27 protein-coding genes are annotated in these 26,110 nt (G+C 60.3%); 9 read left to right on the forward strand and 18 right to left on the reverse strand.

The features are described from left to right. Positions 1 to 31: 31 nt before the first annotated feature. A complete protein-coding gene (locus tag RGCCGE502_RS06875) occupies positions 32 to 760 on the reverse strand; it encodes a phosphatase PAP2 family protein (RefSeq protein WP_051158668.1) in 729 nt (242 codons plus the stop codon). Between the two features lie 219 nt (positions 761 to 979). Here RGCCGE502_RS06875 and RGCCGE502_RS06880 point away from each other — a divergent pair, with 219 nt between their 5' ends. Beyond that, positions 980 to 2,473 (forward strand): leucyl aminopeptidase, encoded by a 1,494-nt coding sequence (locus tag RGCCGE502_RS06880; protein WP_016553449.1) that lies wholly within the window; start codon positions 980 to 982, stop codon positions 2,471 to 2,473. Beyond that, entirely contained in the window at positions 2,470 to 2,919 is a 450-nt protein-coding gene (locus tag RGCCGE502_RS06885; RefSeq protein ID WP_016553450.1) for a DNA polymerase III subunit chi, read from the forward strand. Before RGCCGE502_RS06880 ends, RGCCGE502_RS06885 begins: the two co-directional genes overlap by 4 nt. A 1-nt stretch (position 2,920) precedes the next feature. Here the strand turns inward: RGCCGE502_RS06885 and RGCCGE502_RS06890 are convergent, their stop codons facing one another. From RGCCGE502_RS06890 to RGCCGE502_RS06910, 5 genes are all read right to left on the reverse strand, one after another. Further along, positions 2,921 to 3,466 (reverse strand): GrpB family protein, encoded by a 546-nt coding sequence (locus tag RGCCGE502_RS06890; protein ID WP_016553451.1) that lies wholly within the window; start codon positions 3,464 to 3,466, stop codon positions 2,921 to 2,923. Positions 3,467 to 3,525: 59 nt separating this feature from the next. Next, on the reverse strand, positions 3,526 to 4,452 hold the full coding sequence (locus RGCCGE502_RS06895) for a Gfo/Idh/MocA family protein (RefSeq protein ID WP_016553452.1): 927 nt from the start codon (positions 4,450 to 4,452) through the stop codon (positions 3,526 to 3,528). Positions 4,453 to 4,547: 95 nt separating this feature from the next. After that, complete coding sequence (locus tag RGCCGE502_RS06900) at positions 4,548 to 5,366, reverse strand: polysaccharide deacetylase family protein (protein WP_016553453.1); 819 nt, start codon at positions 5,364 to 5,366, stop codon at positions 4,548 to 4,550. Positions 5,367 to 5,494: 128 nt separating this feature from the next. Next, entirely contained in the window at positions 5,495 to 7,378 is a 1,884-nt protein-coding gene (locus RGCCGE502_RS06905) for an ABC-F family ATP-binding cassette domain-containing protein (RefSeq protein ID WP_016553454.1), read from the reverse strand. Between the two features lie 47 nt (positions 7,379 to 7,425). Next, complete coding sequence (locus tag RGCCGE502_RS06910) at positions 7,426 to 8,478, reverse strand: GGDEF domain-containing protein (protein WP_016553455.1); 1,053 nt, start codon at positions 8,476 to 8,478, stop codon at positions 7,426 to 7,428. 337 nt (positions 8,479 to 8,815) lie between these two features. Between RGCCGE502_RS06910 and ndk the strand changes: the two genes are divergently transcribed. After that, a complete protein-coding gene (gene ndk, locus RGCCGE502_RS06915) occupies positions 8,816 to 9,238 on the forward strand; it encodes a nucleoside-diphosphate kinase (RefSeq protein WP_016553456.1) in 423 nt (140 codons plus the stop codon). A gap of 70 nt (positions 9,239 to 9,308) precedes the next feature. Here ndk and RGCCGE502_RS06920 read toward each other — a convergent pair whose 3' ends face one another. Next, positions 9,309 to 9,812, reverse strand: a complete 504-nt coding sequence (locus RGCCGE502_RS06920; RefSeq protein WP_016553457.1) for a histidine phosphatase family protein — start codon at positions 9,810 to 9,812, stop codon at positions 9,309 to 9,311. Continuing rightward, positions 9,809 to 10,360, reverse strand: a complete 552-nt coding sequence (locus RGCCGE502_RS06925) for a CGNR zinc finger domain-containing protein (RefSeq protein ID WP_016553458.1) — start codon at positions 10,358 to 10,360, stop codon at positions 9,809 to 9,811. Before RGCCGE502_RS06925 ends, RGCCGE502_RS06920 begins: the two co-directional genes overlap by 4 nt. Before the next feature lie 63 nt (positions 10,361 to 10,423). Between RGCCGE502_RS06925 and RGCCGE502_RS06930 the strand changes: the two genes are divergently transcribed. Further along, positions 10,424 to 11,320, forward strand: a complete 897-nt coding sequence (locus RGCCGE502_RS06930) for a branched-chain amino acid ABC transporter permease (RefSeq protein ID WP_016553459.1) — start codon at positions 10,424 to 10,426, stop codon at positions 11,318 to 11,320. Here the strand turns inward: RGCCGE502_RS06930 and RGCCGE502_RS06935 are convergent, their stop codons facing one another. The 5 genes from RGCCGE502_RS06935 to RGCCGE502_RS06955 all read right to left on the reverse strand — a co-directional run bounded on the left by RGCCGE502_RS06935 (position 11,321) and on the right by RGCCGE502_RS06955 (position 15,542). Further along, a complete protein-coding gene (locus RGCCGE502_RS06935; protein WP_016553460.1) occupies positions 11,321 to 11,788 on the reverse strand; it encodes a molybdenum cofactor biosynthesis protein MoaE in 468 nt (155 codons plus the stop codon). 1 nt (position 11,789) lies between these two features. Further along, complete coding sequence (gene moaD / locus RGCCGE502_RS06940; RefSeq protein ID WP_016553461.1) at positions 11,790 to 12,044, reverse strand: molybdopterin converting factor subunit 1; 255 nt, start codon at positions 12,042 to 12,044, stop codon at positions 11,790 to 11,792. Beyond that, positions 12,041 to 12,631 carry a CDP-diacylglycerol--glycerol-3-phosphate 3-phosphatidyltransferase gene (pgsA, locus tag RGCCGE502_RS06945; RefSeq protein ID WP_016553462.1) on the reverse strand — a complete coding sequence of 197 codons (591 nt, stop codon included), beginning with the start codon at positions 12,629 to 12,631 and terminating at the stop codon, positions 12,041 to 12,043. Before pgsA ends, moaD begins: the two co-directional genes overlap by 4 nt. A gap of 110 nt (positions 12,632 to 12,741) precedes the next feature. Then, on the reverse strand, positions 12,742 to 14,778 hold the full coding sequence (gene uvrC, locus RGCCGE502_RS06950; protein WP_016553463.1) for an excinuclease ABC subunit UvrC: 2,037 nt from the start codon (positions 14,776 to 14,778) through the stop codon (positions 12,742 to 12,744). Further along, positions 14,775 to 15,542, reverse strand: coding sequence for an SDR family oxidoreductase (locus RGCCGE502_RS06955; protein WP_016553464.1), 768 nt, complete (start codon positions 15,540 to 15,542; stop codon positions 14,775 to 14,777). The genes uvrC and RGCCGE502_RS06955 overlap by 4 nt, the downstream gene beginning before the upstream one ends. Positions 15,543 to 15,903: 361 nt before the next feature. Here RGCCGE502_RS06955 and RGCCGE502_RS06960 point away from each other — a divergent pair, with 361 nt between their 5' ends. Continuing rightward, positions 15,904 to 16,536 carry an outer membrane protein gene (locus RGCCGE502_RS06960; RefSeq protein ID WP_016553465.1) on the forward strand — a complete coding sequence of 211 codons (633 nt, stop codon included), beginning with the start codon at positions 15,904 to 15,906 and terminating at the stop codon, positions 16,534 to 16,536. A 73-nt stretch (positions 16,537 to 16,609) separates the two neighbouring features. Here the strand turns inward: RGCCGE502_RS06960 and RGCCGE502_RS06965 are convergent, their stop codons facing one another. Continuing rightward, a complete protein-coding gene (locus RGCCGE502_RS06965) occupies positions 16,610 to 17,443 on the reverse strand; it encodes an oxidoreductase (protein ID WP_016553466.1) in 834 nt (277 codons plus the stop codon). 113 nt (positions 17,444 to 17,556) lie between these two features. On the opposite strand from RGCCGE502_RS06965, the gene RGCCGE502_RS06970 reads away from it, so the two are divergent. Next, positions 17,557 to 18,462, forward strand: coding sequence for a LysR family transcriptional regulator (locus RGCCGE502_RS06970; RefSeq protein WP_016553467.1), 906 nt, complete (start codon positions 17,557 to 17,559; stop codon positions 18,460 to 18,462). Here RGCCGE502_RS06970 and RGCCGE502_RS06975 read toward each other — a convergent pair. Together RGCCGE502_RS06975 and RGCCGE502_RS06980 are read right to left on the reverse strand one after the other, a co-directional pair. Continuing rightward, positions 18,453 to 19,049, reverse strand: a complete 597-nt coding sequence (locus RGCCGE502_RS06975) for a glutathione S-transferase (RefSeq protein WP_016553468.1) — start codon at positions 19,047 to 19,049, stop codon at positions 18,453 to 18,455. The two genes, RGCCGE502_RS06970 and RGCCGE502_RS06975, sit on opposite strands and share 10 nt — an antisense overlap. Positions 19,050 to 19,107: 58 nt before the next feature. Continuing rightward, complete coding sequence (locus RGCCGE502_RS06980) at positions 19,108 to 19,977, reverse strand: 23S rRNA (adenine(2030)-N(6))-methyltransferase RlmJ (RefSeq protein ID WP_016553469.1); 870 nt, start codon at positions 19,975 to 19,977, stop codon at positions 19,108 to 19,110. Between the two features lie 83 nt (positions 19,978 to 20,060). On the opposite strand from RGCCGE502_RS06980, the gene RGCCGE502_RS06985 reads away from it, so the two are divergent. From RGCCGE502_RS06985 to RGCCGE502_RS06995, 3 genes are all read left to right on the forward strand, one after another. Continuing rightward, positions 20,061 to 22,199, forward strand: a complete 2,139-nt coding sequence (locus RGCCGE502_RS06985) for a molybdopterin oxidoreductase family protein (protein ID WP_016553470.1) — start codon at positions 20,061 to 20,063, stop codon at positions 22,197 to 22,199. Then, a complete protein-coding gene (locus RGCCGE502_RS06990; RefSeq protein WP_016553471.1) occupies positions 22,196 to 22,789 on the forward strand; it encodes an NUDIX domain-containing protein in 594 nt (197 codons plus the stop codon). Before RGCCGE502_RS06985 ends, RGCCGE502_RS06990 begins: the two co-directional genes overlap by 4 nt. A 98-nt stretch (positions 22,790 to 22,887) precedes the next feature. Further along, the gene (locus RGCCGE502_RS06995; RefSeq protein ID WP_016553472.1) at positions 22,888 to 24,051 is read left to right on the forward strand and encodes an alpha-D-ribose 1-methylphosphonate 5-triphosphate diphosphatase; all 1,164 of its coding nucleotides are present in this window, start codon (positions 22,888 to 22,890) and stop codon (positions 24,049 to 24,051) included. A gap of 101 nt (positions 24,052 to 24,152) precedes the next feature. Here RGCCGE502_RS06995 and purN read toward each other — a convergent pair whose 3' ends face one another. After that, positions 24,153 to 24,827 (reverse strand): phosphoribosylglycinamide formyltransferase, encoded by a 675-nt coding sequence (purN, locus tag RGCCGE502_RS07000; RefSeq protein ID WP_016553473.1) that lies wholly within the window; start codon positions 24,825 to 24,827, stop codon positions 24,153 to 24,155. Continuing rightward, a complete protein-coding gene (purM, locus tag RGCCGE502_RS07005; protein WP_016553474.1) occupies positions 24,824 to 25,897 on the reverse strand; it encodes a phosphoribosylformylglycinamidine cyclo-ligase in 1,074 nt (357 codons plus the stop codon). The genes purN and purM overlap by 4 nt, the downstream gene beginning before the upstream one ends. Positions 25,898 to 26,110 lie beyond the last annotated feature (213 nt).

Genomic DNA, 26,110 nt, shown 5'->3' on the forward strand with positions numbered 1-26,110 from the left:
GACAAGGCAGCGTCGAAAATTCATTCAAATTTCAGATTTTTTTTCCCTGTGGCGAATCGGTGAGCGCAAGAAAGCCCGCAAAGATAACGGCGGACGACAGCCATCCGAGGACTACGTCCGAGAGATAATGCGCGCCGAAAGCAACGCGCATCGCAGGCGCCAGGAAAGAGATGGCGGCGAGCGGCAAGGCAAGCGCTGTACGCGCCGGCTGCGGGAGCAGGAAAATGAGACAGAAGACCCAGCCTGCGCCAGCGGCTTCGCCTGAGATGAACGAGCAGTTCGCCATGCACTTTCCAGCCATCGAGCCCGCCTGTACGAAGTCGAGGTGGCCGCCGAAATCCAATGTCTGGTAGGGCCGTGGCCGTCCCCAGTATGCCTTGAGGACGAAGTTCACCAAAATCACTGGACCGATGATCAGCGAGGCGAGCGCCACCTTGAAGGCACGGGCGCGTACGGCGTTGAAGGTGGCTTCATAGTGCCAATAACACGCCGCAAGCCTCCATAGCATCATCAAAGCGATGGCATACGGCAGCCGGAGGAAGAGAGTTCGCAGGAGTGCGAGATAGGTCTCTTGCCGGTAGGGGAAATGGCCACAGAATTTCCCGATGGCTGCGTTGGCACAGATTTCCTGAACAAAAAAGTGCGTGGAGGCGTAGATATCGATCTCGGGAAAGACGTTGAAGAGGGCAAGGAGGCCCCACCAGAGACAGAGTAGACCAATAAATCTACGGGCGGGAGCGGTCCCATGCGATGCCGCAATACGCCAAGGTCCCCGTCCGCTGGATAGTCCTAATGCTGTAAGCAATCTTGCGTTTCCTGTAGACTCAATACGACGGGAGGAATATGCGGCGAAGATGACATCCGATTAACGCGTTCACGGCTGGTCGGCAGCCATGTCGTTGGGCTGAGGCTTGTCTTCGAGGGTGAAACTCGAAATGATCGGATGGAGCGGATTTAGGAAAATCCCACTGGAGAAGATATGTCAGCCAAGTTCGATGTTTCATTTGTGACGGCCGCCGAGATCGCCGGGGGCTATGCGGTGCTGCTGCAGGCAAGCGGTTCGGATCGTGCCGCAGGGGCTAAGATCGCAGATCCCGCCGGCGTGATCGCCAGGGCCGCAAAGATCGCAGCGTTTTCCGCCAAGCCTATGACCGTATTGGATCTTGTTGCTCCGGAAGGTTCAGCAGCGGAGCGGCTCTTCGTGGTTGGCCTCGGCAAGCCGGAGGAACTGACTGCTCACGATTGGTTGAAGGCGGGTGGCGTCGCCGCCTCGAAGATCAAGAAGGCCGAAAAGGTGGTTATCTTCGTCGACGCGCCAGGTGTCTGCGTTGGCGCGAAAGAGGCTGCGGACTTTGCACTTGGTATGCTGTTGCGCGCCTATAGTTTCGACACCTACAAGACGAAGAAGAAGGACGAGGACAGCAACGGCCGCAATGGGCAGGTCGCGGTGACCATTGTTACGGCAAATGCGGCGGATGCGGCAAAGGCATTCAAGGTTTCGGAAGCCATTGCCGCAGGCGTCAACCTGGCTCGCGATTTGGTCAACGAGCCGCCGAACGTCCTCGGGCCGGTGGAGTTCGCCGCCAAGGCAAGCGAACTGGAAAAGCTCGGTGTCGAGGTCGAAATCCTCACCGAGAAGGAAATGCAGAAGCTTGGCATGGGCGCACTGTTGGGCGTGGCGCAGGGCTCGGTGAGGCCTCCGCGCTTGGCCGTCATGCAATGGAAGGGCGGCAAGTCCAATGAAAGCCCAATCGCCTTCATCGGCAAGGGCGTCGTCTTTGACACCGGTGGTATTTCGATCAAGCCCGCCGCGGGCATGGAGGAAATGAAGGGCGACATGGGCGGCGCCGCAGCCGTCACCGGCCTCATGCACGTGCTCGCTGCCCGCAAGGCGGCCGTGAACGTGGTGGGTATCATCGGTCTGGTCGAGAATATGCCCGACGGAAACGCGCAGCGTCCCGGTGATATCGTTACGTCCATGTCGGGCCAGACGATCGAGGTGATCAATACGGATGCGGAGGGCAGGCTCGTGCTCTGTGATGCCCTCTGGTATTGCAACGACCGATTCAAGCCGAAGTTCATGATCAACCTGGCGACATTGACGGGCGCCATTCTTGTTGCACTCGGCAATGTCCATGCCGGTCTGTTCTCGAACGACGACGAGCTCTCGGACCAACTGACGGCCGTTGGCCTGAAAACCAGCGAAAAGCTCTGGCGCATGCCGCTAGGCAAGGAATACGACAAGATGATCGACAGCAAGTTTGCCGACATGAAAAACACCGGCGGTCGACACGCGGGTTCGATTACCGCGGCCCATTTTCTCAAGCGGTTCGTGCAAGACACGCCCTGGGCGCATCTCGACATTGCGGGAACCGCAATGGGTTCGCCGCAGGATGAGATCAATCAGTCCTGGGGATCTGGCTACGGCGTGCGGCTACTCGACGAGCTGGTGCGCGCCAACTACGAGTCATGACGGAAGTCCTGTTCTATCACCTCACGGAATCGAAGCTAGAAGATGCCCTCCCGCCGCTGCTCGAAAAAAGCGTCGAGCGCGGCTGGCGGGTCTCCGTGCAGGTGAAGGATGCTGCGCGGCGCGATTTCCTCGATCAGCATCTCTGGACATTTCGCGAAGATAGTTTCTTGCCGCATGGCACGGACGAAGGGGACATGGCGGCAAATCAGCCAGTTCTCCTCACGATCTCCGAAGGAAACGCCAATGCTGCGACGGTGCGATTTATCGTCGATGGCGCGGAGCCGCCCGCAGTCGATTCTTACCAGCGGATTGTCTTCATGTTCGATGGTTATGACCAGGAGCAGCTCGAGGCCGCCCGCGCGCAGTGGAAGAAACTCAAAGGCGAGGGGCACAGCCTGACATACTGGCAGCAGACGCCGGAGCGTCGATGGGAGAAGAAGGCCTGAACTAGCGTAGGCCGGAAGCCATCAGGACGTTGTCAATGAAGTCCCGCTTTGCCTTGGTATATTCCGCGCGCCTCTCCGCATGCTCGCTGGCCAACCCAACCTTGAGCTGCTCGTAGGCGCGTGCGAGCCGGATATCACTGCGCAAGGCGTCGCGAAAAGCGATCATGCGGTTCCAGTTATCGCCACGATGCTCCACGACATGGACCAGATGGGTGCGGCTCTCATCCTTGACGCCACGACCGAAAATGTGGTCGTCGGGGACAATGTCGTTACCGGCATAGTCATAGCCGATTGCTTCCATGGCGTCGATGCAGCGCAGGCCGTCGTCGAGGTGCTTGACACCGACAGCGATGTCGATGATCGGCTTTGCCTTGATGCCGGGAATGGCTGTGCTGCCGACATGTTGAATCTCGATTGCCACGTCCCCGAGGGCTTGGCGGATGGCATGCGCTTCGCTGGCATAGGCTCGCTCCCAAAACGCATTGGGCTCGGCGAGCGAAACCGTCAAATTCTTCAAGCCAAGGCCGTAAGCCGGATCGTCTCGCATGCCGAACCTCCCTGAAGACCGTGAGACTTCACAATATCACGAGGTTCGGCGTGCTTGAATCAATCGTAGAAAGCCTCGACGAACTTGCGCTTGCCGAGCATGAAGGCATCGGCGACGTGCCGAAGCGGCGCGAGGTCGACATCCGACTTGCCGGCTTTGACGATTTCCGCGAATCGGCGGTAGAGCGCCGGATACTCCTCTTCGGGAGCGGAAAACTTCAGTTCGCCGTTGATCGAGAGCTTGGAGCCGCCCTCTGCCAGTTCCATGTGGCCGGCCGCGGTATCCGAAAGGATATCCCAGCTCTGCTTACCCGTCTGTCGCCAGTCGAATTCGCCGTGAACAGGCACGCCATCGGCATTCTTGAAATGCAGATCAGCGGCGATCGGCGCGTCGCGATTTTCCGGGAATTCAAGTGTTGCGCCGGTCAGGAAGATCGCCTTCGGCAGAATGTGAGTGACAATCGACAGGGCGTTGATGCCCGGATCGAAAACGCCGAGACCGCCGGCCTGCCAGATCCAGTCCTGGTTCGGATGCCAGTGGCGAACGTCTTCCTTCCAGATGACGTGGACCTTGTTGATGGTCGTCGAAGCCAGGAAGGACTTCGTGGCCTCGACAGCAGCCGCATAGCGCGAATGCCAGCTGGCAAACAACGAAACGCCCTTGCTTGCAGCGAGGCTTTCGAGATCGGCCACTTCGCTCAAGGTGGCGCCCGGAGGCTTCTCGAGGAACACATGCTTGCCCGCCGAAAGTGCCTTATGTGCCGCTTCGTAGCGATACTGCGGCGGCATACAGAGCGAAACCGCATCGATGTCAGGGACGGCGTCGAGCATCGCATCGATCGTCGTAAAACTCTCGATGCCCTCGACGGTGCCGTGACGACTTGCCGTGGCTACGAGCTTGAAGTCGGAATTCTTGGCGATCGAAGGAAGGTGCTGGTCGCGGACGATCTTGCCGACGCCGACGATGGCGAGGTTGATAGGTGACATGCTGGTGGCTCGCGTTCGGTGTTTCGCTCAAAAGTATGACTTATTTTGCGCCTGTTTTAGCAGAAAGAAGCTGGCGGGCAAGCGTCGATGGTCTATCAAAGAGACGCCATCTCGGCGGGGGCAGTCGGCTTCTTGAATTGCAGCGTTACAACCTTATACCCCTCGACCTCGAGCCTTGAAAGCAGTGTCGGCAGCATGGTCGCCGTGCGATTGTGGATGTCGTGCATGAGAATGATGCCACGGCCCCGCCTGTGCAGCAGGTCCATCGTCCGCTTGGTCACGGCGGCAGGCGATGTGCTGAAGTAATCCTTGCTGTCCACGTCGACATCCATCACGACCATATCGCGCATCGCAACTGCGGCACGAAGCTGGTGGCTGTCGGCAAGATATGGAAAGCGGAAGAAGTTGACCTCGACTCCCGACGCCCTGGTGACAGCGGCTTCGCCCCGGCTAATCTCCTTCATTGCCATGTCGAAGGTCAGCGCCGCCAGGTTCTCGTGTCGGTAGGTGTGGCTGCCGATCGCGTTGCCTTCCATCGCGACCCTGCGAGCAAGCTCCGGATGCAATTCCGCCATCTCGCCGACCATCATGAACGCGCCCTTGACGCCGAACTGATCCAGCGTCGCAAGGACGCGGTCCGTCCGGCCGGGGATCGGACCGTCGTCGAAGCTGAGGATGACTTCCTTGTCCTCAAGGCGCAGATCATGGATGGAGGCGACCGTCAGCGTTCGACCGGCAAGGTGATGCTGGAGACTATCGCGAGACATTTGGAGGGGGCTACCTTCGGTTTCCGAGTCCGGCGCGACAATTGAGGAGGTTTTGATCGTGGTATCGGGCGCAGGCCGCCTGGCAGATTGGCAGCCGGCGAGGGCCACGCTCAAGATGAGGCCGGAAAGGAAGGCGACGCGCTGCATGAAAAGGCTCAACAAATCAGTAATGAATGTTGAGACAACCTTTATGATTATGGTTAACGATCGGTTTCGATCGCTTTGCAATGCACTGAATAGTGCGGGGTCCAACGAGCCTTAACAAAGAGCTGTGGCTATCCCGCCATAGCGTCTTCGTATTCTGAAGAGAGCTCGAGCCACTGCTCCTCGGCGGCGGCAAGCTTTGCGGCAGCCTCACCGCGCTGCTTGGCCTTCTCCGCCGCCTTCGCAGGCGCTTTTTCATAGAGCAGCGGATCCGCAAGTTCCGCATCAAGCGCCTGAATCTGTTTCTCCAACTTGCCGGTCAAGGATTCGATTTCGTTGATCTTTTTCTTGAGCGGGGCAAGGGAAGCGCGCTTTTCGGCGTTCAGCTTACGCTGGTCCGCCCTCGAGGCGGACTCTTCCGCAAGCTGGGGTTTCTCGTCCTTCTTCTTGCCAGATGCGACAACGAGGTCGCGGTATTCATCCATATCGCCTTCGAAGGTCGTCACGGTGCCCTTGTTGACGAGCCACAACCGATCGACGGTCGCCTCGATAAGATGACGGTCGTGCGAAATCAAGATGACCGCGCCCTCGTAATCGTTCAGCGCCTCGATGAGCGCTCGGCGGCTGTCGATGTCGAGGTGGTTGGTCGGTTCGTCGAGGATCAGGAGATTGGGCGCGTGGAAGGCAGCCAGCCCCATCAGCAGGCGCGCCTTCTCGCCGCCGGAGAGATCCTTTGCCGCAGTCGACATCTTCTCCGTCGCGAGGCCCATCTGGGCGACACGCGCCCGCACCTTTGCTTCCGGCGCGTCGAGCATCAGACGGCGCACATGCTCGACCGGTGACTGGTCGGGGATCAGATCGTCGAGCTGATGCTGCGCGAAGAAGCCTATCTTCAGGTTTGGGGCCAGCTTGACTTCACCCGTCTCTGCGGACAGGCGACCGGAAATGAATTTGGCGAACGTGGATTTGCCGTTGCCGTTAGAACCGAGCAACGCGATGCGATCGTCGTTGTCGATCCGCAGGTTGAGGCCCTTCAAGATCGGCTTCCCGGGCTCGTAGCCGACTGCGCCGCCGCTGATGGCGACGATGGGGGAGGCAGGTTGTTTTTCCGGCTCGGGGAAGGTGATCGGCTGAACGTGGTCCTCGATGACGGCAGCTACCGTTCCCATGCGCTCCAGCGCCTTGACGCGGCTCTGTGCCTGGCGTGCCTTGGAGGCCTTTGCCTTGAAGCGGTCGATGAAGCTCTGCAGGTGTTTGCGCGCGGCCTCGTTCTTCACCCGCGCCTTCGTCTGCAACTCGTCGGCTTCGGCCTTCTGCCTTTCGAACTGATCGTAGCCGCCGCGATAGAAAGTCAGCTTCTTCTGGTCGAGATGAACGATCGCGTTGACCGCGTTGTTCAGGAGATCGCGGTCGTGGCTGATGATGATGACCGTGTGCGGATAGCGACGTACATAATCCTCGAGCCACAAGGTGCCTTCGAGGTCGAGATAGTTGGTCGGCTCGTCGAGAAGCAGCAGGTCTGGCTCGGAGAACAGAACCGCAGCGAGAGCGACACGCATCCGCCAGCCGCCCGAAAAGGAGGAGGCCGACCGCGACTGCGCTTCCTGATCGAAGCCGAGGCCCGCCAGAATACTGGCGGCACGGGCTTCCGCGGAATGCGCATCGATATCCACCAGCCGCATCTGGATTTCCGCGATGCGATGGGGATCGGTGGCGCTTTCCGCCTCCGCCAGCAGCGCTGAGCGCTCCTTGTCCGCGGCCAACACGATTTCGATCAGCGCGTCTTCCGTTCCTGGTGCTTCCTGCGCGACCTGTCCGATCCGCGTATTCTTCGGGATCGAGACCGAGCCGCTCTCCGCGGCCAGATCGCCGGTGATGACTCGAAATAGCGTGGATTTACCCGCGCCGTTCCGACCGACAAGACCTGCCTTCGTGCCCGCTGGCAGCGAAACGCTGGCGTGATCGAGAAGCAGTCGGCCGGCAATACGTGCGGAGATATCGGAAATCGTGATCATGGCCGGCGTTTTGGCCGAAAGCCGTGATCAGCGCAAGAGCCCGCGGCTCAGCGACCGAAGGCTTGCACGGGCTGCCGGCGATTTGACTGTGCGGTGTGTAGTGCAACGCGTGCATTTGCCTGCAACTGCGACGCCGTCGTTGCGTCGGCGCTCAAGGCGATTCCGAGCGAAATCGTAAGCCCGGCCGAGGCAGCGTTATCGGATGCAGCGAACGTCATGTGGTCTTCCACAGAGGCTCGAAGGCGATCGGCAATCGCCAGAGCCTCCTGCATGCCGACATTGGCAAACAGGAAAGCAAATTCGTCGCCATCAATCCGTGCAACAAGATCGTTCTTCTTGATCGACTTTCGGAAGAGATCCGCAAGCTTCTTCAGCACTCGCGTTCCAACCTGTGTACCGTAGCGGCTGTTGAATGCCTTGAAGTCGTCAACGTCGACCATGATGAGGGCGCTGCCGGCCGCACCTTCCTCCCGCTCGTAGAGATCGGCGATCGCTTTGTTGAGGGCGATGCGATTGGGGATTCCGGTCAGCTTATCCGTTGCCGATGCTGAGTGAGCCGCTGCGATGCCAAGCTCGATCGCCTCCAGGCGTTCGACGTCGCTTTTCAGCCGGGCCTCGATATCCTTTTCGGAAGCCAAGACGTTGGAGAGAGAGGTCGACAGGTACTCCATCTCGCTCATGATCGCGCCAAGGTTTTGGTCGGCATTCCCCGCTATCGATTGAAGCGTTCTTTCCGCTGCGCGCAGGAAGGCCTGCTTTTGGCGCAAGCTGTCCGAAAGTCGGTCCGCCGCATCACGCAGCATCCTGCTTGTTTCCGCATGCGAAATCTCGCTTGCGAGACCGCAATGGCTGACGAGACGATACTTCAGGCCGATTTCATCGAGCGAGGCCTGCCGTGGGCTCGGTCCCAGCGCGGCGATGTCCTGTGCGAGAGCGGCGTTCTGGCCGATGATCGCCTCGTGCAGGAGTTCGTAGTTGCGTGGCAGGCCGGCGATCGCAAGCCGCGTCATATGCTGGGCGATCCGTTGAAGATCGGTCGGGGCGGAGGCCGGGCGCTGTGCTGCTTCTCGTTGTACCTGTGAGTTTGGCGCAGTCCGCATGACGTTCCCCTCGCTCCGACTTTGGCATCGGCGTTTGGTTTCTCTATGCAACTAGCGCGCTAAAAATAGCTTAAATTCGGTCGTTTGTAGTTGAATTGCGCCGCTGAACAGTGAAACGCGGTTAATGGAGCGTATCCAAGTGACATTTACTGTCTTGGCGGACGTTGGATGTTGATCGAAGCGGAAGCGTTATCGCGTGGTTGGGGCAGTGGCTTTCGCTCGACGAGCGGCAGTCGTTACATGACAGCCGCGTGAAATTGCCCATGCCCACTTGTTTTCAAGCTATCAGGCGGGTAAACACCGCCCACTTTTCCCACGGAATAAAGGAATTTGACCCATGGCGATTGAACGCACTTTCTCGATGATCAAGCCAGACGCAACGAAGCGCAACCTGACGGGCGCTATCACCAAGATGCTCGAAGATGCCGGCCTGCGCGTCGTCGCCTCCAAGCGCGTCTGGATGAGCAAGCGCGAAGCCGAAGGCTTCTACGCCGTTCACAAGGAACGCCCCTTCTTCGGCGAACTGGTTGAAGGCATGACCTCTGGCCCGACCATCGTTCAGGTTCTGGAAGGCGAAGGCGCCATCCTCAAGAACCGCGAAATCATGGGTGCCACCAATCCGGCAAACGCTGACGAAGGCACGATCCGCAAGGTTCACGCCCTGTCGATCGGCGAGAACTCGGTTCACGGCTCGGACGCTCCGGAAACCGCTGCACAGGAAATCAAGTACTGGTTCTCCGACACCGAAATCGTCGGCTGATTCAGGCTCTCAGCGACGCCGCTGAAGCCATTGAATTGACTCTAAAAGCCGGGGCTCTGCTCCGGCTTTTTTACGTTGAAGGGCAGGTGGCGGCGGTGTCGTAGTCCACGGTACCATCCGGTTTGAAGACCTCCGGGTTCTTCGTGTAGAGCGGCCCGATAACGAGCGGCTTGCCGGGCATGACCGACTGGTCGAGGCTGGAGATCACCTCGGTCTTCAGGCTCTGCAACGTCTCTCCCTTGGCATCGACCAGGCGAACGTTCACGGCGTAAGGCTTATCCTTCTTGACGCAATGAAGCGCGGGGCTTTGCAGCGTGATCTTGTCCCAGAACGGATAAACCTTTTCGTTGGTGACCAGCACGTCGCCACCCTCCGGGTTTTCGAATTCCGCGATGGCGACCGTGCCTTCCGGAATAGGGGCCTTCTTGTTCAAGGTCACGACATAGGTCGCAACCGCGATCCGATAATTGAAAACGAAGACGCGACCGCTGATCTCGACCAGCTTGTCGGTCTCTCGCTGGCATCCCGTCAGCACGGCGGCTGCAACGAAAACAGCCATCGATAGCGCTTTCATGGCGCTTCCTCCTCTTTCCTCCGGCGATAGTGGCGGCTCGCCTTGGCACGATTGCCGCACACGGCCATGTCGCACCAGGCGCGGCTCCTGTTCTTGCTGCGGTCGATGAAGAGCCAGCCGCAATTACGGCAGATCTTCATGCGCTCTGGATCCGGCATGGCGATCAGCCGCAACACCGAATGCGCGGTTGCCGCGTCGAGGCCGTTTGCTTCGCTGGCGCCACGCAACGTGCGCGCCAGCGCCTCCAGAAGATCAGCAAGCAGTCGGTCATCGCCTTCGCCTGAAACACGGGCCCGGAAATAGCTGTCCGTCGCCTCGCGCAACGCCAGGAAGTTTCGCCTGTTCTGTGGTGCCGGACCAACCATCTCACCGAAGAGCGCCCGCTCCGCACAGAACTCGGCCGCAGCCTGCGGGAAGGCTTCCAGTTGGGCTGACGCTTCGAAACGGTCGATCCGTCGCGTCTCGTCATGCCGAAGCACAACGCTGTTGGCGACGTCCAGCGCCAATGCGCCTCCGGAAAAGCGGTGTGGAGTCCAAGTAAAGCTCATAATGAAAATATAACTGGTAAAATATGTTTTGCTAGTTATGATTTTGACAATCAGGAGTTTTTCATGGCCTATCTGCTGCAGCAATTGGCGAACGCGGTACCGCTGGCTGCGCTCTATGCTGCGCTTGCCTTTGGCTACGCCGTTGCGTTCGGGGTCACCAAGCGTGCCGATATTACCTATGGGGCGATCTTCGCGTTTTCCGGCCAGATTCTGCTGCTTTTCACCGACATCGGCTACAACAGGCTGTTTCTGATCCTCCCGGCTGCACTGGTGCTGGGCGCCTTGTTCTCAACGGTCTATTCTATGCTGGCGGCAATCTGGATTGGGCGCTCCATCATGCTGCCCCTAGTGCGTCAGTCATCGAACACGGTGATCGTCGCTGCCCTCGGCATTACCATCGTGTTGATGGAAACGGCGAGGTTCGCATCCGACACCAAGAGCATATGGCTTTCACCATTCCTGAACAGCGTTGTCGTCTTCTGGAGTGACGGGGCGTTCAAGGTAACGCTGACCGAGATACAGCTGATCAATACCGGATTGATGTGCGCCATGGTCGCGGTCGGCGTTGCCGTCATGAGAGGCACGTCGTGGGGGCGCCTCTGGCGCGCCGTGACCGACGACCCTCTTGCGGCAGAACTGTGCGGGACCAGCGCCGACCGCGTCTTCCTCGTCGCTTATGCGGCGGCAGGCCTGATCGCTACGGTATGCGGTATCCTCGCCACCTTCTACTATGGCACGATGGATTTCGGCGCCGGGCTGATGTTCGGCCTCAAGGTTTTGATGGTCGCCGCGGTCGGAGGTTATTCGGACCCTTTGAAGTCCGCCGCGGGTGCAGCCGGTCTCGGTGTAGCGGAAACGATGTGGAGCGCCTATGGCCCCTATCTCTGGCGTGACCTCGTGGTGTTTTCGCTGCTCGTGCTCCTGTTGGTCCTCAGCAGGAGGGAGAGGGTAATACCCTGACTATTTCCACTTGTCGCGGGCCGCGTCATCCGCGTCCTTGGTCGTGACCCATGCGCCGGCGGAGCCATCCTTGCCGTGCTCCTTCTTCCAGAAGGGAGCGGCCGTCTTCAGATAGTCCATCACGAAGTTCGCGCCATCGAATGCGGCTTGGCGATGGGGCGCCGCGGCGATGACAAGCACGATATTCTCGCGCGCGGCGATCTTGCCGTAGCGATGGATGGCCGTCAGGCCCATAAGCCCGAAGCGTTCAATCGCAAGGCCGCCAATCCGGCTCATTTCCGCCTCGGCCATACCGGGATAATGCTCGAGTTCCAGCGCCGCGAGCCTACCGCCTTCATCACGGCACAAGCCCGAGAATGTGACGATCGCGCCGATGCCGCCGTTTCGCCTGCCAAGCCGATCGACTTCCGCTTGAAGGTCGAAATCCTCGCGCTGGACGCGAATATCCGGCTCGACCTTGCTGGTCACGTCAGCCTCCGGTCATCGGCGGGAAAATGCCGATCTCCCTGGGATTTCCGATCGGCTCGTCGTGCTCGACGTGCTCCTGGTCGATTGCGACCCGGATCACGTCGGGAAACTGAAGCGCGGTCTCATATTCTTCGCCCATCGTCTTCAAATGATTCAGAAGATCGGAAACGGTAACGACGGAAGACGGCAGGACCATTTCCTCTTCGGCCTTGCCGATCCGTTCGCGTACCCAGGCGAAATAGACGAGCTTTGTCATTCTTCGTCATCCACGATGTGCTTGAGGCCGGCACGGAAATAGTCATAGCCGGTGTAGATCGTCAGCAGTGCTGCGATCCAGAGAAGTGCGATGCCTGTCTTCGTCGTGTAAGGGAAGATCTCGTCGCCAGCGGGACCGGCGAGCAGGAACGCAATCGCGACGAGCTGTACGGTCGTTTTCCACTTGGCAATGCGGGTGACTGGTACGCTGACCTTCAAGGCGGCCAGATATTCGCGCAAACCGGAGACCAGAATCTCGCGGCAAAGAATGGTGATCGCCGCCCAGATCGACCAGCCGGCAATCGTCTGGTCGGCGGCGACCAACAGCAGAATGGACGCGACCAGCAGCTTGTCGGCGATCGGGTCGAGCATCCGGCCGATGTTTGACGTCTGGTTCCAGATGCGGGCGAGGTAGCCGTCGAGAAAGTCGGTCAGCGACGCGATGATGAAGATCCACAGCGCCACCCATCGTGCCGTGTTGCTGATCGCCAGCTTTCCTTCGAGGAAAAAGCACAGCACGATCAGCGGCACTGCCAGAATGCGGCCGTATGTCAGCAGGTTCGGAATATTATATGCGCGCGATGCCATGAAACATGTCTCTGAAGTGATGTGCCCGTAGATGACGGCTTTGACCGTAAAGCGTCAACATTCTTTCTATTTTTCCGCTGCCTTTGCGTGGAATTTGCGACTGACGCCACCTATTTCGCGGCATCGTCGTGAAAATGATTGTAAACCTGCTTGGCGACAGTCTCCGAAATTCCTTCGACCGCCATCAGGTCGGAGAGCGCGGCGCGGGAAACCGCCTTAGCGGTTCCGAAATGCTGCAGCAGGGCGCGCTTGCGCGATGGCCCGATGCCGCCGATCTCGTCGAGTGGGTTCTTTACCATCTCCTTTTTGCGCCGGGCGCGATGCGAGCCGATGGCGAAGCGGTGGGCCTCGTCGCGCATGCGCTGGATAAAGTAGAGGACCGGATCCCGCGGCGGCAGGGTGAAGCTCTCGCGTCCTTGCGGGAAGAAGCGCTCGCGCCCGGCGTCGCGGTCGACGCCCTTGGCAACCCCAATGGCAATGACGCTATCAGTGATTCCCAATTCCTCGAGAATGCCACGCACGGCTGTCATCTGTCCCTGGCCGCCGTCGATCAGGATCACATCGGGCCATGCGGGGAAGGGCATGTCGGCCGCATCCGTAGGCGATGCCGGTTGGCTGCGGTCGGGCAGACCTTCTTCCTTGAGCAGGCGGGAGAAGCGCCGTGTCATCACCTCGCGCATCATGCCGAAGTCGTCGCCCGGCGTGATGTCGGTCGATTTGATGTTGAACTTCCGGTACTGGCTCTTCACGAAGCCTTCCGGCCCTGCGACCACCATGCCGCCGACCGCGTTCGTGCCCATGATGTGCGAGTTGTCGTAGATCTCCACGCGTTGCGGCACATAGCCAAGCTTGAAGGTCTCCTTGAAACCTTCGAGCAGCCGCGACTGCGATGCCGTTTCCGCAAGCTTCCGGCCATGCGCCTCGCGCGCATTGGCAATCACATGCTCGACCAGATCCCGCTTCTCGCCGCGCTGCGGCACAAGGATCGAGACTTTGTGTCCGGCCTTCTCGCCGAGTGCGGCAGCAAGCAGTTCGAGCTCCTCCACCGTCTCCGACAGCAGGATCTGCTTCGGCACCGGCTTGTCGTCGTAAAACTGCGCAAGGAAGGCGTTCAACACCTCGGCAGCCGAGAGCTGCGGGTCGGCCTTCGGGAAATAGGCGCGGTTGCCCCAGTTCTGTCCGGTGCGGAAGAAAAACACCTGAATGCAGGAAATGCCGCCTTCGTGGTGGATTGCGAAGACATCGGCCTCTTCCACGCCCGCCGGGTTGATGCCCTGGTGGCTGGACACATGCGAGAGCGAGGCAAGACGATCACGATAGACCGCAGCGCGCTCGAAGTCGAGATCCGCTGCGGCGAGGTTCATCGCCTCGGCGATATGCTCCTTGACCTTCTGGCTCTTGCCGGAAAGGAAGTCCTTCGCCTCCTGGACGAGCTCGGCATAGCCCGCGTCGCTGATCTCATGCGTGCAGGGTCCGGAACAGCGCTTGATCTGGTAGAGCAGACACGGACGGGTGCGCGTCTCGAATACGCTGTCCGTACAGGTGCGGATGAGGAAGGCGCGCTGCAGCGAGTTGATCGTCCGGCCGACGGCACCGGCTGAGGCGAACGGGCCGAAATAGTCGCCCTTGCGGGCGCGGGCGCCGCGATGCTTGAGGATCGCGGGCGCGCGGTGGTCGCCACTTATCAGGATGTAGGGAAACGACTTGTCGTCTCGCAGCAGCACATTAAAGCGCGGGCGCAAGCGCTTGATGAGATTCGCTTCCAGCAGCAGCGCTTCGGTTTCCGTGCGGGTCGTCACGAACTCCATGTTCGCTGTCAGCCGCACCATTTGTGCGATACGGTTGGAGTGCACCCGGCCAAGCGCATAGTTGCTGACACGCTTCTTCAGGCTGCGTGCCTTGCCGACGTAGAGCACGTCGCCGGCTTCGTTGAACATACGGTAGACGCCGGGGCTGTTCGGCAGTCGCTTGACGAACTCCGCGATAAGATCCGCGCCAACAAGGCCGGTCTCGTTGGTCCCGCCTTCGTTCCAATGGATTGCAGCCGCCGGCGCCGCCGTGGAGGCGTCGCTCTCCACTTCGATATCGTCGTCTGCATCCGTCTCGTCATAAAGAACGCCGCCATCCGGCAGCTTTCTTGAATTCATTCCGTAATCTCCGCCACGTCAGGCGTCTGCCAAGCGAGGTGCTGGCCGCCGTCGAGGGCAATCATCTGGCCGGTGATCGAGGGCGTTTCGTAGAGGAAACGAATCGTTTTGCCGAATTCCTCAAGCTGCGGCCCTCGCTTGAGGATAAGCGCTGAGACCTGTGCTTGGAAGTCTTCTTGCGACTGTCGCTCGCTCGGCATCGAGGGTCCGGGGCCGATGGCGTTGACGCGGATGCGCGGCGCGAGCGCCTGAGCCATGGTCTGCGTCGCGGTCCACAAGGCGGACTTCGACAGCGTATAGGAATAGAAGCTCGGGCGCAGCGCCCAGACACGCTGGTCGATGATGTTGACGACTAGGCCATCCCTCCCGTCCGGCAGTTGCGCGGCGAAGCCGGCCGACAGAATCGAGGGGGCGCGGACATGGACGGCGAAATGTTCGTCCCATGCCTCGGCATTGATGTGGCGGACGGAATCCTCGTGGAAAACCGAGGCGTTGTTGACAAGTAGATCGAGCGGCCCGATCGCGTCCGACGCTACTTTTACCAGGTCGCTGGTCTCATCGATTTTCTGGAGGTCAGCCCGAACGGCAACTGCCTTGGCGCCTCTTTGCCGCAATTCCGCCGCGAAATTCTCGGCCTCCTCAATCGAACGGCTGGCATGAATTGCGACTGCGAAGCCATCCGCAGCCAAATCCTCGACGATTGCCCTGCCTATTCTTTTGGCCGCCCCGGTCACGAGTGCTGTGCGAAGTCTTTTCCCGTTCAAAATCATGCCTTTTCGCCGCGAAACTCTGTTCGCTGCTTATATAGGCGTGGGAGAAGGTGAGATAAATAGCCGTTTTCATTGCGATGCCGTCGGAATTACTATGTGTATTATTGAAGAATATAATTCCTTAAAATAAGTATTCATGATTTAACCATTCATTATGGTTAACAAATATTCTGTTGCGGCAAAGCAACATCGAATTTTAGCCACCCGCGTGCCGCAATCAAATCACAATTCGGCTCTTTCAAATCCTCAATTGGGCATCAATTTCCCTTCCGAACCGCAAGGGACATTTGTAATAACCCGCGAATGCTTCGCTGTAGGACAGTTGACGAAGGACGCGGGCTGAAAGGAGAAGAGTATGCGTACGTTTATTGCTAGTCTGTTGGTTTCGACCGTTGCCCTTGGTGGGTTTTCCGCCGCTTATGCAGCCGATGCCGTCGATCAGATCCCGGAAGCTCCGGTTGCACAGAATGAACCGGCTCCCGCGGCGAGCTGGCAGGGCTTTTATCTCGGCGGTGCCGGCACCTACAACCTGGGCGGTTTTGGCGACAAGTACAACGCTCGTGCTCTCGGCGGTCAGATCTATTCCGGTTACAACTGGCAGGCTGGCCAGATCGTTTACGGTGCGGAAGCCGACATCGGCTATTCCGGCGCTGACGGTGCTGCTGGCGGCGGCGAAGGCAAGAACGAAGTCAACGGCTCGATCCGCGGTCGCATCGGTTACGATCTGAACCCGTTCCTGCTGTACGGTACTGCCGGTCTTGCCGCCACCAAGAACAAGTTCAGCAACGGAGCCGGTTCTGACACCGACAGCTCGTTCGGCTACACGGTTGGTGCGGGTGCCGAAACCTTCGTGACCAACAACATCACGGCCCGTGTCGAGTACCGCTACACCAACTACGCTGACAGCGACTTCCACGTCGGCGGCGCGAACATTTCGCGTGGCTACGACGAGCACAGCGTCAAGGTCGGTATCGGCGTCAAGTTCTAAGCCGAACAGCTAACACGGAAAAGCCGGGCTTCAGCCCGGCTTTTTTGTTTCTGCGACAGGCCGTGTAGAGGCCTTACTTGGGGAAGTCGGTCGAGACCGCAAGCTCGCGCCATGCAGCGAGTTCCTTGGCGACGTGGGCATTCTTCGCTTCGATAACCGCCACGGTGTCGCTGCCGAAGGGCATGCGCAGTGGAGGATTGTCCGAATGCGCCAGGGTGACCATCGCCTTGGCAAGCCGAGCGGGGTCGCCGGGCTGCTGGTGGTTATGGCCGGCAGCAAATTCGCGCATCGCGCCGACAGGCGTCTCCTGGTAGTCGGCAATCGCGCTCGGGCTGACGGCGAGTGAGCTCTCGTCCAGGAAGTCGGTGCGGAAGAAGCCGGGCTCGACGACCGTCGCCTTGATGCCGAGCGGTGCCACTTCTGCAGCGAGCGCCTCGGTGATGCCTTCGACCGCGAACTTGGTGGAGCAATAGATGCCCCAGCCGGCGTGCGACTCGTAGCCGCCGATGGACGAGATATTCAGCACGTGCCCCGAGCGTTGGCGACGCATATGCGGCAGGACCGCACGAGTAACCTTCAATAGACCGAAGACGTTTGTTGCGTAGAGCTTTTCGATCTCTTCGGTGGTTGCTTCCTCTACGGCGCCGAGCAGTCCGAAACCGGCATTGTTGAGCAGCACGTCGATCTGGCCGAAGCGCTTGACCGCTGCTTCCGCCGCCCTGTGAGCCGAGGCTTCGTCGGTCACGTCGAGCGACACGGCGAGCAGATTCGGATGGTTGCCGAATTTCGCCTCAAGGCCGTTCGGGTTACGCGCCGTTGCGACGACGGCGTCGCCGGCATTGAGAGCCTCTTGGGCGATGAGGGCGCCGAAACCACGCGATGCCCCTGTGATGAACCAAACACGCATGACGATCTCCTTTGTCCGTTGCGCTGCAATTTGCTTACGGAGTGAAGGTAGCGTATCGACATAGGTGAGAGAATTTACGTTGTATTTCATAACTTGCTGAGAAAAATTCATCAATGAAACGTGTGCGCTCCACCGATCTCGCGATCTTCCTGGCGATCGCCAACCACCGAAGCTTCCGGAAGGCATCGGTCGAGTTGGGTGTCACAGCCTCCGCCTTGAGCCATGCGCTGCGGGCGATCGAAGAGCGACTTGAGGTGCGTCTGGTCAACCGGACAACGCGCGGCGTGGCCCTGACTGAGGCCGGTGAGCGACTGTTCGATCGCATCCGGCCGGCCTTCCTCGACATCGATGCCGCCCTCGACGACCTCAATAGCTTTCGCGGCCAACCGCACGGGAAGCTCCGCATCAATGCGGCGCGCGTCTCCACGAAACTCGTGCTTCTGCCAATAGTCGCCCGTTTCTTGAAGGCTTATCCTTCCGTCGAGGTCGAGATCGTTATCGATGACGGACTGGTTGATATGGTGTCATCCGGCTTCGATGCCGGCGTGCGGTTTGGCGAAAGTATTGCGGCGGACATGATCGCGGTGCCGATTGGCCCGCGTCATCGCTTCGCGGTCGTCGCCGCGCCGACTTATTTCGAAGGCAGGGTCAGGCCGGTGACGCCGCACGATCTGCGCGACCACGAATGCGTGCGCTATCGTTTTTCTGGCGGTGCCCTCTATCGATGGGAGTTCGAGCGCGGCGGCATCGAACTGGAGATAGAAGTCGGCGGTTCGTTGACGCTGGGCGATCAGGACATTATTCGGGATGCCGTGATGCACGGCTGCGGTCTCGGATATCTCTTCGAGGAGCAGGTTCAGACGGCAATTGGCGAGGGCAGGCTGACCCGCGTGCTGGAGGACTGGTGTCCGTTCTATCCGGGCTTCTTCCTCTACTATCCGAGCCGTCGGCAACTCCCGACGGCGCTGCGGGCCTTCATCGATTTCGTGAAGACCGACAAGAGGACGCCTCAGGTCTGAGGTTTCAGTTGGCTGTAGGCAGGAAACTTCTTTTCAAACTCCCGGCGCCAACCGATGAGTTCGGAGTGGTCCGTCTCCCACTGGCCCGGAAAACGGAGGTCCAGGTAGCCCAAGGTCGCTGCTAGCGCGAAGTGCCCGCCGTGCAGCCGCTTGCCTATTTTCGGCAGGTGGACGCTGAGATGGTTCAGGCCGGAGACAGCCTTCTTCCACTGTCGATCGATCCAGGGTTGGTGCACCTTTTCCTCGTCGCGGAAGCGCCGCTCGTAGACGATGGCGAGCAGGCAATCGCAGATGCCGTCACACAGGGATTCGAGAATTTCGACCTCTGTCCGCTTGCCCCTCTTGGATGGGTAAAGCTTCTTGCCCTTCAAGCGGTCGAAATAGTGCATGATGGCGACGCTGTCGAAGATCGACAGCCCGTCGTCGGTCAACAATGTCGGGATTTTGCCAAGCGGATTGTTATCGACGAGAACGGCAGGCCCGGCGTTCGTATCCACGCGAATCTCGATCACATCGAGTTCCAGATGGCGCGCGGCCATGCGTACTTTGCTGGAATAGGGAGACGTCGGTGCGCAAAGGATCTTCATGGTCGCTCTTCCCTATGGTCATGTTGCGGCGCAACTATTTCGCGCCGGCAAGAGTCGGTCAACCGTCCTTTGCCGTCTTGTCTTCGCCGCGCAGCCAAAATGCGCGATGCGAGGCGTAGCGATCCTGCGCCAGGTGATCCTTGAGCGCTGGCAGCAAGGCGTGCAACTCGTCCTTCAGCGTGAATGGCGGGTTGACGATAACAAGGCCTGAGCCGGTCAAGCCGGTGATCCCCCGGTCGCTGCGCACGCTGAGTTCCGCGCAGAGCATTTTTGCAATCTCGAGGTCCTGTAGCGCCTCATGGAATTCCTTGATTGGTGCGCCCTTCTTCAGGGGATACCACAGGCAGTAGGTACCGCCGGGGAAGCGGCGATACGCTTTCGCTAAACCGTCGACCAGGCGCTCGTACTCGCCATCCTCTTCAAACGGCGGATCGACCAGGACGATGCCGCGCTTCTCCTTCGGCGGCAGGTGCGCGCCGAGCGAAAGCCAACCGTTGAGTTCGGTGATCCGCACATGATGATCGCCCTCGAACAGCCGATGCAGCCGCGCGAAATCCTCCGGATGCAGTTCCATCGCGGAGAGCCTGTCCTGCGGTCGAAAAAGCATGCGGGCGAGCTTAGGGGAGCCGGGATAGAAGCGGATGCCGCCCTCCGGGTTAAGTTCACGCACGGCGGTAAGATAAGGCTCCAGCAGCTCGGCGACCTGCGGGGCAAGTTCCGCGTCCAGAAGCTTGCCGATGCCCTCGCTCCATTCGCCGGTCTTCTGCGCTTCCTCGGAGGAGAGGTCATAGAGCCCAATGCCGCCATGCGTGTCGAGCACGCGAAAGCCCGCATCCTTCTTTTGCATGTAGCGAATCAGCCGCGCCAGAACGGCGTGCTTAAGCACATCGGCAAAATTGCCCGCGTGGTAGATGTGGCGGTAGTTCATTTTCGCTGATGCCCGTGATGAATTCGCCTGATCGACGTCATTTGTGACTTTTGGCTGGTTTCCGGTTCGAATATAGAAAAGCCATGAACATTGCGACCCCCATTCCCGCCAAATCCGCCAAGTCGAATGTCAGACTCGGTCATACCGCCTGTCCGCACGACTGTCCGTCCACTTGCGCGCTGGAGGTGGAGATCGGCGACGACGGTCGGATCGGCCGTGTCCGCGGCGCAAACGATCACAGCTACACCTCGGGCGTCATTTGCGCGAAGGTCGCACGCTACGCCGAGCGGCTCTACCATCCGGACCGGCTGATGCACCCGCTGCGCCGAACCGGCGCCAAGGGGGCAGGGCAGTGGCAGCAGATTTCCTGGGATGCCGCACTCGATGAAATCGCCGAAGCCTTCGTCAAGGCGGAAGCGAAGGACGGCAGCGAAGCGATCTGGCCCTATTTCTACGCCGGCACCATGGGCTGGGTTCAGCGCGACTCGATCGAGCGCCTGCGCCACGCCAAGCGCTATTCCGGCTTCTTCTCGTCGATTTGCACCAATCCGGCCTGGACAGGCTTCACCATGGCGACCGGCACACTGCGCGGGCCTGACCCGCACGAGATGGGCCGCACCGATTGCGTGGTGATCTGGGGCACGAATGCAGTGTCGACGCAGGTCAACGTGATGACCCACGCGATCAAGTCGCGCAAGGAGCGCGGCGCGAAGATCGTCGTCGTCGACATCTACGACAATCCGACGATGAAGCAGGCCGACATGGCGTTGATCGTCAAGCCGGGCACCGACGCTGCGCTCGCCTGCGCCGTCATGCACATTGCCTTCCGCGATGGATATGCCGATCGTGAATACATGGCAAAGTATGCCGACGATCCCGCCGGACTTGAAGCGCATCTGAGGGCGAAGACGCCCGAATGGGCGGCTGCTATAACCGGCCTTGCCGTCGATGAGATCGAAGCCCTTGCACGCCTCGTCGGTACGACGAAGAAGAGCTACTTCCGCCTCGGCTACGGCTTTACCCGCCAGCGCAACGGCGCGGTCGCCATGCATGCGGCGGCCTCGATCGCGACGGTGCTCGGTTCCTGGCAGTATGAAGGCGGCGGCGCCTTTCACTCCAACAGCGACATCTTCCGCATGAACAATGCCGAGCTGACCGGCAAGTCGATGAAGGATGCGGATATCCGCATGATCGACCAGTCGCAGATCGGCCGCGCGCTGACCGGCGATGCGGCGGCGTTGCGCCATCGCGGTCCTGTGACGGCCATGCTGATTCAGAACACCAATCCGGTGAACATCGCCCCCGAACAGAGGCTGGTGAAGCGTGGCTTTGCCCGTGATGACCTCTTTGTCGCCGTGCACGAGCAGTTCATGACCGATACAGCCGAGATGGCCGATATTGTCATCCCGGCGACAATGTTCGTCGAGCATGACGACATCTATCGCGCCGGCGGCCAGAACCACATTCTGCTCGGCCCCAAGCTGGTCGAGCCGCCGGAAACGGTGCGGACAAACCTGTTCGTGATCGAGGAGCTGGCCAAGCGCCTAGGTATTGCCGATCGTCCCGGCTTCGGCTTCACGGCCCGCGAAATGATTGATCGCGTCCTCCAGGATAGCAATCTGCCGGGATACGATCATTTCCTCGAACACAAATGGTTCGACCGGCAGCCGGATTTCGAGGATGCGCATTTCCTCAAGGGTTTCGCGCATCCGGACGGCAAGTTCCATTTCCGCCCGGACTGGGTGGATGGCCCGGCGCCGAATAAGCCGCCGGCGGCTGTCGGTGCTCTCGGCCCGCACGAGCAACTGCCGGCGTTTCCGGATCAGGTCGATGTCATCGAGCTTGCCGATGCCGAGCATCCGTTCCGTCTGGCGACGTCGCCGGCGCGCAATTTCCTGAATTCGAGCTTCGCGGAAACGAAGACCTCGCGTCAGAAGGAAGGGCGGCCGGAGCTGATGATGAACCCGGCCGACGCCCTTGCCGGTGGCATCGACCATGGCGACCTCGTGCGGATCGGAAACAACCGCGGCGACCTTAGGATCCATGTGCGCGTCACCGAGGAGGTCAAGCCGGGCGTGTTGATCGCCGAGGGCCTGTGGCCGAACAAGGCGCATGTTGACGGTGAGGGGATCAACGTGCTGACCGGCGCCGATCCGGTTGCGCCCTATGGCGGCGCGGCGGTTCACGACAACAAGGTCTGGCTGCACAAGGATGTCGCATGACGAAATTTGAAAAGGCAAAAGCCGAGATCGTCGATGAAAAGACGCTCTCGAACGGCTGGACGCGCCTGAGCGGCTTCCAGATCGACTATACGGATTCCGATGGCGAGACGCATCGGCTGCAGCGTGAGGTCTATCACCGCACGCCGGCCGCGACGATCCTGCTCTACGATCCCAGGCGAGACACCGTCGTCCTCGTGCGGCAGTTCCGGCTGCCGGTCTTCCTACATGGCGAGCCGGCCTGGATCATCGAGGCACCGGCAGGGTTGCTTGACGGCGATGCGCCCGAGGCTGCCATCCGCCGCGAAGCCGAGGAGGAAACCGGCTTTCGCGTGCGCGACGTCCGCTTCCTCTTCAAGGCCTACAGTTCGCCGGGCTCGAGTATGGAGCTGCTGCACTTCTTCGCCGCCTCGATCGACACAACCGACCGTGTCTCCGATGGCGGCGGCCTCGCTCACGAACATGAGGACATCGAGGTTATGGAGGTGTCGCTCGACAAGGCGGTGGCCATGATCGAGCACGGCGAGATCATCGACCTGAAGACGATCACGCTCCTGCAATGGGCGGCAATGAACCGCAGCGCGCTGCGCTAGGGTATGGGCCAATTTGCGAGGCCCATCATTCACACCGATGTCATGAATCAGCGCTAAGCGCTCCGCCTTGTCATAAATACCTGCCTGGAGAAAAACCGATGTGGCTCAGCAATTTTACTCTTGTCCTTCCAGATGAGATCGTGAGCCACGGCTCGGTACGCGTCGAGGATGGCGTCATCGCAGAAATCCGTCCCGAACCGGTCGCCGACGCCGCGATCGATGGTGGTGGGCGCCTGCTGATGCCGGGCTTTGTCGACCTTCACGGCGACATGGTGGAGCGCGAGATCGCGCCGCGTCCGAACGCGCCGATGCCAATTGATTTCAGCATCCACGAACTGGACAAGAAGCTCGCGGCCGCAGGCGTCACGACCGCATTCGCTGCGGTCTCCTTTGCGACGGAAAGCGTCTACGGCCACGTCCGCTCGCTCGAAACGACGTCTGCGGTGATCGAAAGCATCAGCCGGCTGAAGAACAACCTGCTCATCGATCACCGCGTCCATGCACGCTACGAGATCACCAATCTCGGCGCCGCACCGACGCTGGAAAAGCTGCTCGATGCCGGCCATGTCGACATGGTCTCGCTGACCGATCACACACCGGGGCAGGGACAGTACAACAACATCGAGAGCTACATCCTGAGCATAGCCGAGCGTCGCGCTATTTCCGAGGAGATGGCCGCCGAGATGGTCGCCAAACGTATCGAGATGCGCAACAATCCTGATATCGAGATCAAGCTGAAGCAGGTCGTCGATCTCGCTCTGAAGCACAAGCTGTCGCTCGCCTCCCACGATGACGACAGCGCAGAGAAGGTCGCGCAGATGCACGATCTCGGTGTCACGATCAGCGAATTTCCGGTGACTCTCCCGGCAGCGGAAGAAGCACGGCGTCGCGGTCTCTGGACGCTGATGGGCGCTCCGAACGCGCTGCGCGGCCAGTCGATGTCCGGCAATCTCAGCGCATTGGATGCCGCTGCAGCCGGCCTCCTGACCGTCATTGCTGCCGATTATCATCCCGCCGCTTTTGTGCCCGGCATCTTCAAGATCGCCGACCGCACGAGCTTGCCTTACGCTGTCGCGATGGCCACCCGCAATGCGGCGCGCTCGGCCGGTCTTCTTGATCGCGGTGAAATTGCCGTCGGTCAGCAGGCCGATCTGGTTGTCATCGAGGCCGGCGACGTGCACCGCATCCGCGCCACCTTCCGCAAGGGCCTGTTCGTCTACAGCGACGGCACGCTGCATCAGCCTCGGGCGCTTGCCGCCTGAGGAAACGGAATATGTCCCGAAAGTGAAGCCTTTCGGGACATGGATATGCGTAGAAACAAAGAATTAGAACAGGGCGGCAATCCGAAGGATCGCGCCGTGCTTCAGGCGCCTTCGCCGATCAGCGAGATGACGCTGCTGCGTTCCGCCGGTGCTGCTGCGGCGTCGGTGCTGACGGCCTTGCCGCCCTCCATTTTGACCTTGCCCTGGGCAAAGAGCCGCAGCGCTTGCGGGTAAAGCTGATGCTCGACTGTGAGCACGCGTGCCGCGAGGCAGTCGGCAGTGTCGCTGGAGAGAACAGGAACGGCCGCCTGGCCGATGACCGGTCCCTCATCCATGCCTTCGGTGACGAAGTGCACCGTGCAGCCGGCGATCCGCATCCCGGCGTCGATCGCGCGTTGATGGGTGTGCAGGCCTGGAAAGAGCGGCAGCAGGGAAGGGTGGATGTTGATCATCCGGCCCTCGTAGCGCTGGATGAAGGTGCCGCTCAGCAGGCGCATATAGCCTGCAAGGCAAAGAATGTCGGGCGAAAGCTGATCGAGCGCGGCAAAGATTGCCTCCTCGTGCGCTTCCTTGCTCGCAAAGTCCTTGCGCACGAAGGCAAAGGTCGGGATGCCCTGAGCTGCCGCTTTAGCAAGCCCGCCGGCGTCTGCCTTGTCGGAGATCACGCCGACGATTTCCGCCGGAAAGTCGCCAGCCTTGGCTGCTGCGACCAGCGCCATCATGTTGGAACCGCCGCCGGAGATGAAGACGACGACGCGTTTGCGCGGCGACGTCATATGGCGAGCGTACCCTTGTAGAGTGTGCCGCCTGCACCCTCGGCGCGGGCGATCATCCGGCCGAGCGTCACGACCGTCTCGCCTTCAGCTTCGAGAGCCGCAGTGACGGTTGCGACGTTCTCAGCCGAAACGACCGCGATCATGCCGATGCCGCAGTTGAAGGTGCGCAGCATTTCGTTGGCTTCAACGCCGCCCGTCTTGGAAAGCCACGAGAAGACCGAGGGAACCTTGACCGCCGCAAGATCGATTTCGGCTGCGAGGTGCTTCGGCAGAACGCGCGGAATATTCTCCGGGAAGCCGCCGCCGGTGATGTGCGCCAGTGCCTTAATGGCCTTGGTTTCGCGGATCGCCTTCAGCAGCGGCTTTACATAGATGCGGGTCGGCGTCAGCAGCGCTTCGCCGAGGCTCTTGCCTTCCGCGAACGGCGCTGGGGCGTCCCAGGCAAGGCCGGAAATGCCGACGATCTTGCGCACCAGCGAAAAACCGTTGGAGTGCACGCCAGAGGAGGCGAGGCCGAGGATCACGTCGCCCTCGGCGATATCGCCCGACGGCAGCAGTTGGCCACGCTCGGCTGCACCGACGGCAAAGCCGGCGAGGTCGTAGTCGCCGGAGGAGTACATGCCCGGCATCTCGGCGGTCTCGCCGCCGATCAGTGCACAGCCTGCATCGCGACACCCGGCAGCAATGCCCTCGACGATCGCCGCTCCCTGGTCGGGATCGAGCTTGCCGGTGGCGAAGTAGTCGAGGAAGAACAGCGGCTCCGCACCCTGAACGACCAGATCGTTGACGCACATGGCCACGAGATCGATGCCAACCGTGTCATGATAGTCGGCGTCGATGGCGATCTTCAGCTTGGTGCCGACGCCGTCATTGGCGGCAACGAGAACCGGATCGGTGAAGCCTGCAGCCTTGAGGTCGAACAAACCGCCGAAGCCGCCGATCTCGCCGTCGGCGCCCGGGCGACGCGTCGAGCGCACAGCGGGCTTGATCTTCTCCACCAGAAGGTTTCCGGCATCGATGTCGACGCCTGCGTCGCTATAGGTCAGGCCGTTTTTTCCAGACTGGCTCATGCTGCTCTCCGATGGCTGTGCGGGGGCGGGAAATGTCACCGCCTCGATATGCGGGTCGCCATTGCATGACACGGGCCTACATGCAAGGGATTGCATGGAAAAAGCCCCAATTTCCCGCTCTTTTGACGCAGGCCCTCGGGATTTCTAGCGGCGGGGTTGACCATTCTCTCAGCCACATCCTATGTGCTCGAAAGGTTGCATCGCGACGATGCG

This window comes from Rhizobium grahamii CCGE 502 (genome assembly GCF_000298315.2).
In the GTDB taxonomy this organism is placed as follows: Bacteria; Pseudomonadota; Alphaproteobacteria; order Rhizobiales; family Rhizobiaceae; genus Rhizobium; species Rhizobium grahamii.

Bases quoted from the DNA above. Each gene is read 5' to 3' on its own strand.
- RGCCGE502_RS06880 (WP_016553449.1), top strand. From the start codon at position 980: ATGTCAGCCAAGTTCGATGTTTCATTTGTGACGGCCGCCGAGATCGCC.
- RGCCGE502_RS06885 (WP_016553450.1), top strand. From the start codon at position 2,470: ATGACGGAAGTCCTGTTCTATCACCTCACGGAATCGAAGCTAGAAGAT.
- RGCCGE502_RS06890 (WP_016553451.1), bottom strand. From the start codon at position 3,466: ATGCGAGACGATCCGGCTTACGGCCTTGGCTTGAAGAATTTGACGGTT.
- RGCCGE502_RS06895 (WP_016553452.1), bottom strand. From the start codon at position 4,452: ATGTCACCTATCAACCTCGCCATCGTCGGCGTCGGCAAGATCGTCCGC.
- RGCCGE502_RS06900 (WP_016553453.1), bottom strand. From the start codon at position 5,366: ATGCAGCGCGTCGCCTTCCTTTCCGGCCTCATCTTGAGCGTGGCCCTC.
- RGCCGE502_RS06905 (WP_016553454.1), bottom strand. From the start codon at position 7,378: ATGATCACGATTTCCGATATCTCCGCACGTATTGCCGGCCGACTGCTT.
- RGCCGE502_RS06910 (WP_016553455.1), bottom strand. From the start codon at position 8,478: ATGCGGACTGCGCCAAACTCACAGGTACAACGAGAAGCAGCACAGCGC.
- ndk (WP_016553456.1), top strand. From the start codon at position 8,816: ATGGCGATTGAACGCACTTTCTCGATGATCAAGCCAGACGCAACGAAG.
- RGCCGE502_RS06920 (WP_016553457.1), bottom strand. From the start codon at position 9,812: ATGAAAGCGCTATCGATGGCTGTTTTCGTTGCAGCCGCCGTGCTGACG.
- RGCCGE502_RS06925 (WP_016553458.1), bottom strand. From the start codon at position 10,360: ATGAGCTTTACTTGGACTCCACACCGCTTTTCCGGAGGCGCATTGGCG.
- RGCCGE502_RS06930 (WP_016553459.1), top strand. From the start codon at position 10,424: ATGGCCTATCTGCTGCAGCAATTGGCGAACGCGGTACCGCTGGCTGCG.
- moaD (WP_016553461.1), bottom strand. From the start codon at position 12,044: ATGACAAAGCTCGTCTATTTCGCCTGGGTACGCGAACGGATCGGCAAG.
- pgsA (WP_016553462.1), bottom strand. From the start codon at position 12,631: ATGGCATCGCGCGCATATAATATTCCGAACCTGCTGACATACGGCCGC.
- uvrC (WP_016553463.1), bottom strand. From the start codon at position 14,778: ATGAATTCAAGAAAGCTGCCGGATGGCGGCGTTCTTTATGACGAGACG.
- RGCCGE502_RS06960 (WP_016553465.1), top strand. From the start codon at position 15,904: ATGCGTACGTTTATTGCTAGTCTGTTGGTTTCGACCGTTGCCCTTGGT.
- RGCCGE502_RS06965 (WP_016553466.1), bottom strand. From the start codon at position 17,443: ATGCGTGTTTGGTTCATCACAGGGGCATCGCGTGGTTTCGGCGCCCTC.
- RGCCGE502_RS06970 (WP_016553467.1), top strand. From the start codon at position 17,557: ATGAAACGTGTGCGCTCCACCGATCTCGCGATCTTCCTGGCGATCGCC.
- RGCCGE502_RS06975 (WP_016553468.1), bottom strand. From the start codon at position 19,049: ATGAAGATCCTTTGCGCACCGACGTCTCCCTATTCCAGCAAAGTACGC.
- RGCCGE502_RS06980 (WP_016553469.1), bottom strand. From the start codon at position 19,977: ATGAACTACCGCCACATCTACCACGCGGGCAATTTTGCCGATGTGCTT.
- RGCCGE502_RS06985 (WP_016553470.1), top strand. From the start codon at position 20,061: ATGAACATTGCGACCCCCATTCCCGCCAAATCCGCCAAGTCGAATGTC.
- RGCCGE502_RS06990 (WP_016553471.1), top strand. From the start codon at position 22,196: ATGACGAAATTTGAAAAGGCAAAAGCCGAGATCGTCGATGAAAAGACG.
- RGCCGE502_RS06995 (WP_016553472.1), top strand. From the start codon at position 22,888: ATGTGGCTCAGCAATTTTACTCTTGTCCTTCCAGATGAGATCGTGAGC.
- purN (WP_016553473.1), bottom strand. From the start codon at position 24,827: ATGACGTCGCCGCGCAAACGCGTCGTCGTCTTCATCTCCGGCGGCGGT.
- purM (WP_016553474.1), bottom strand. From the start codon at position 25,897: ATGAGCCAGTCTGGAAAAAACGGCCTGACCTATAGCGACGCAGGCGTC.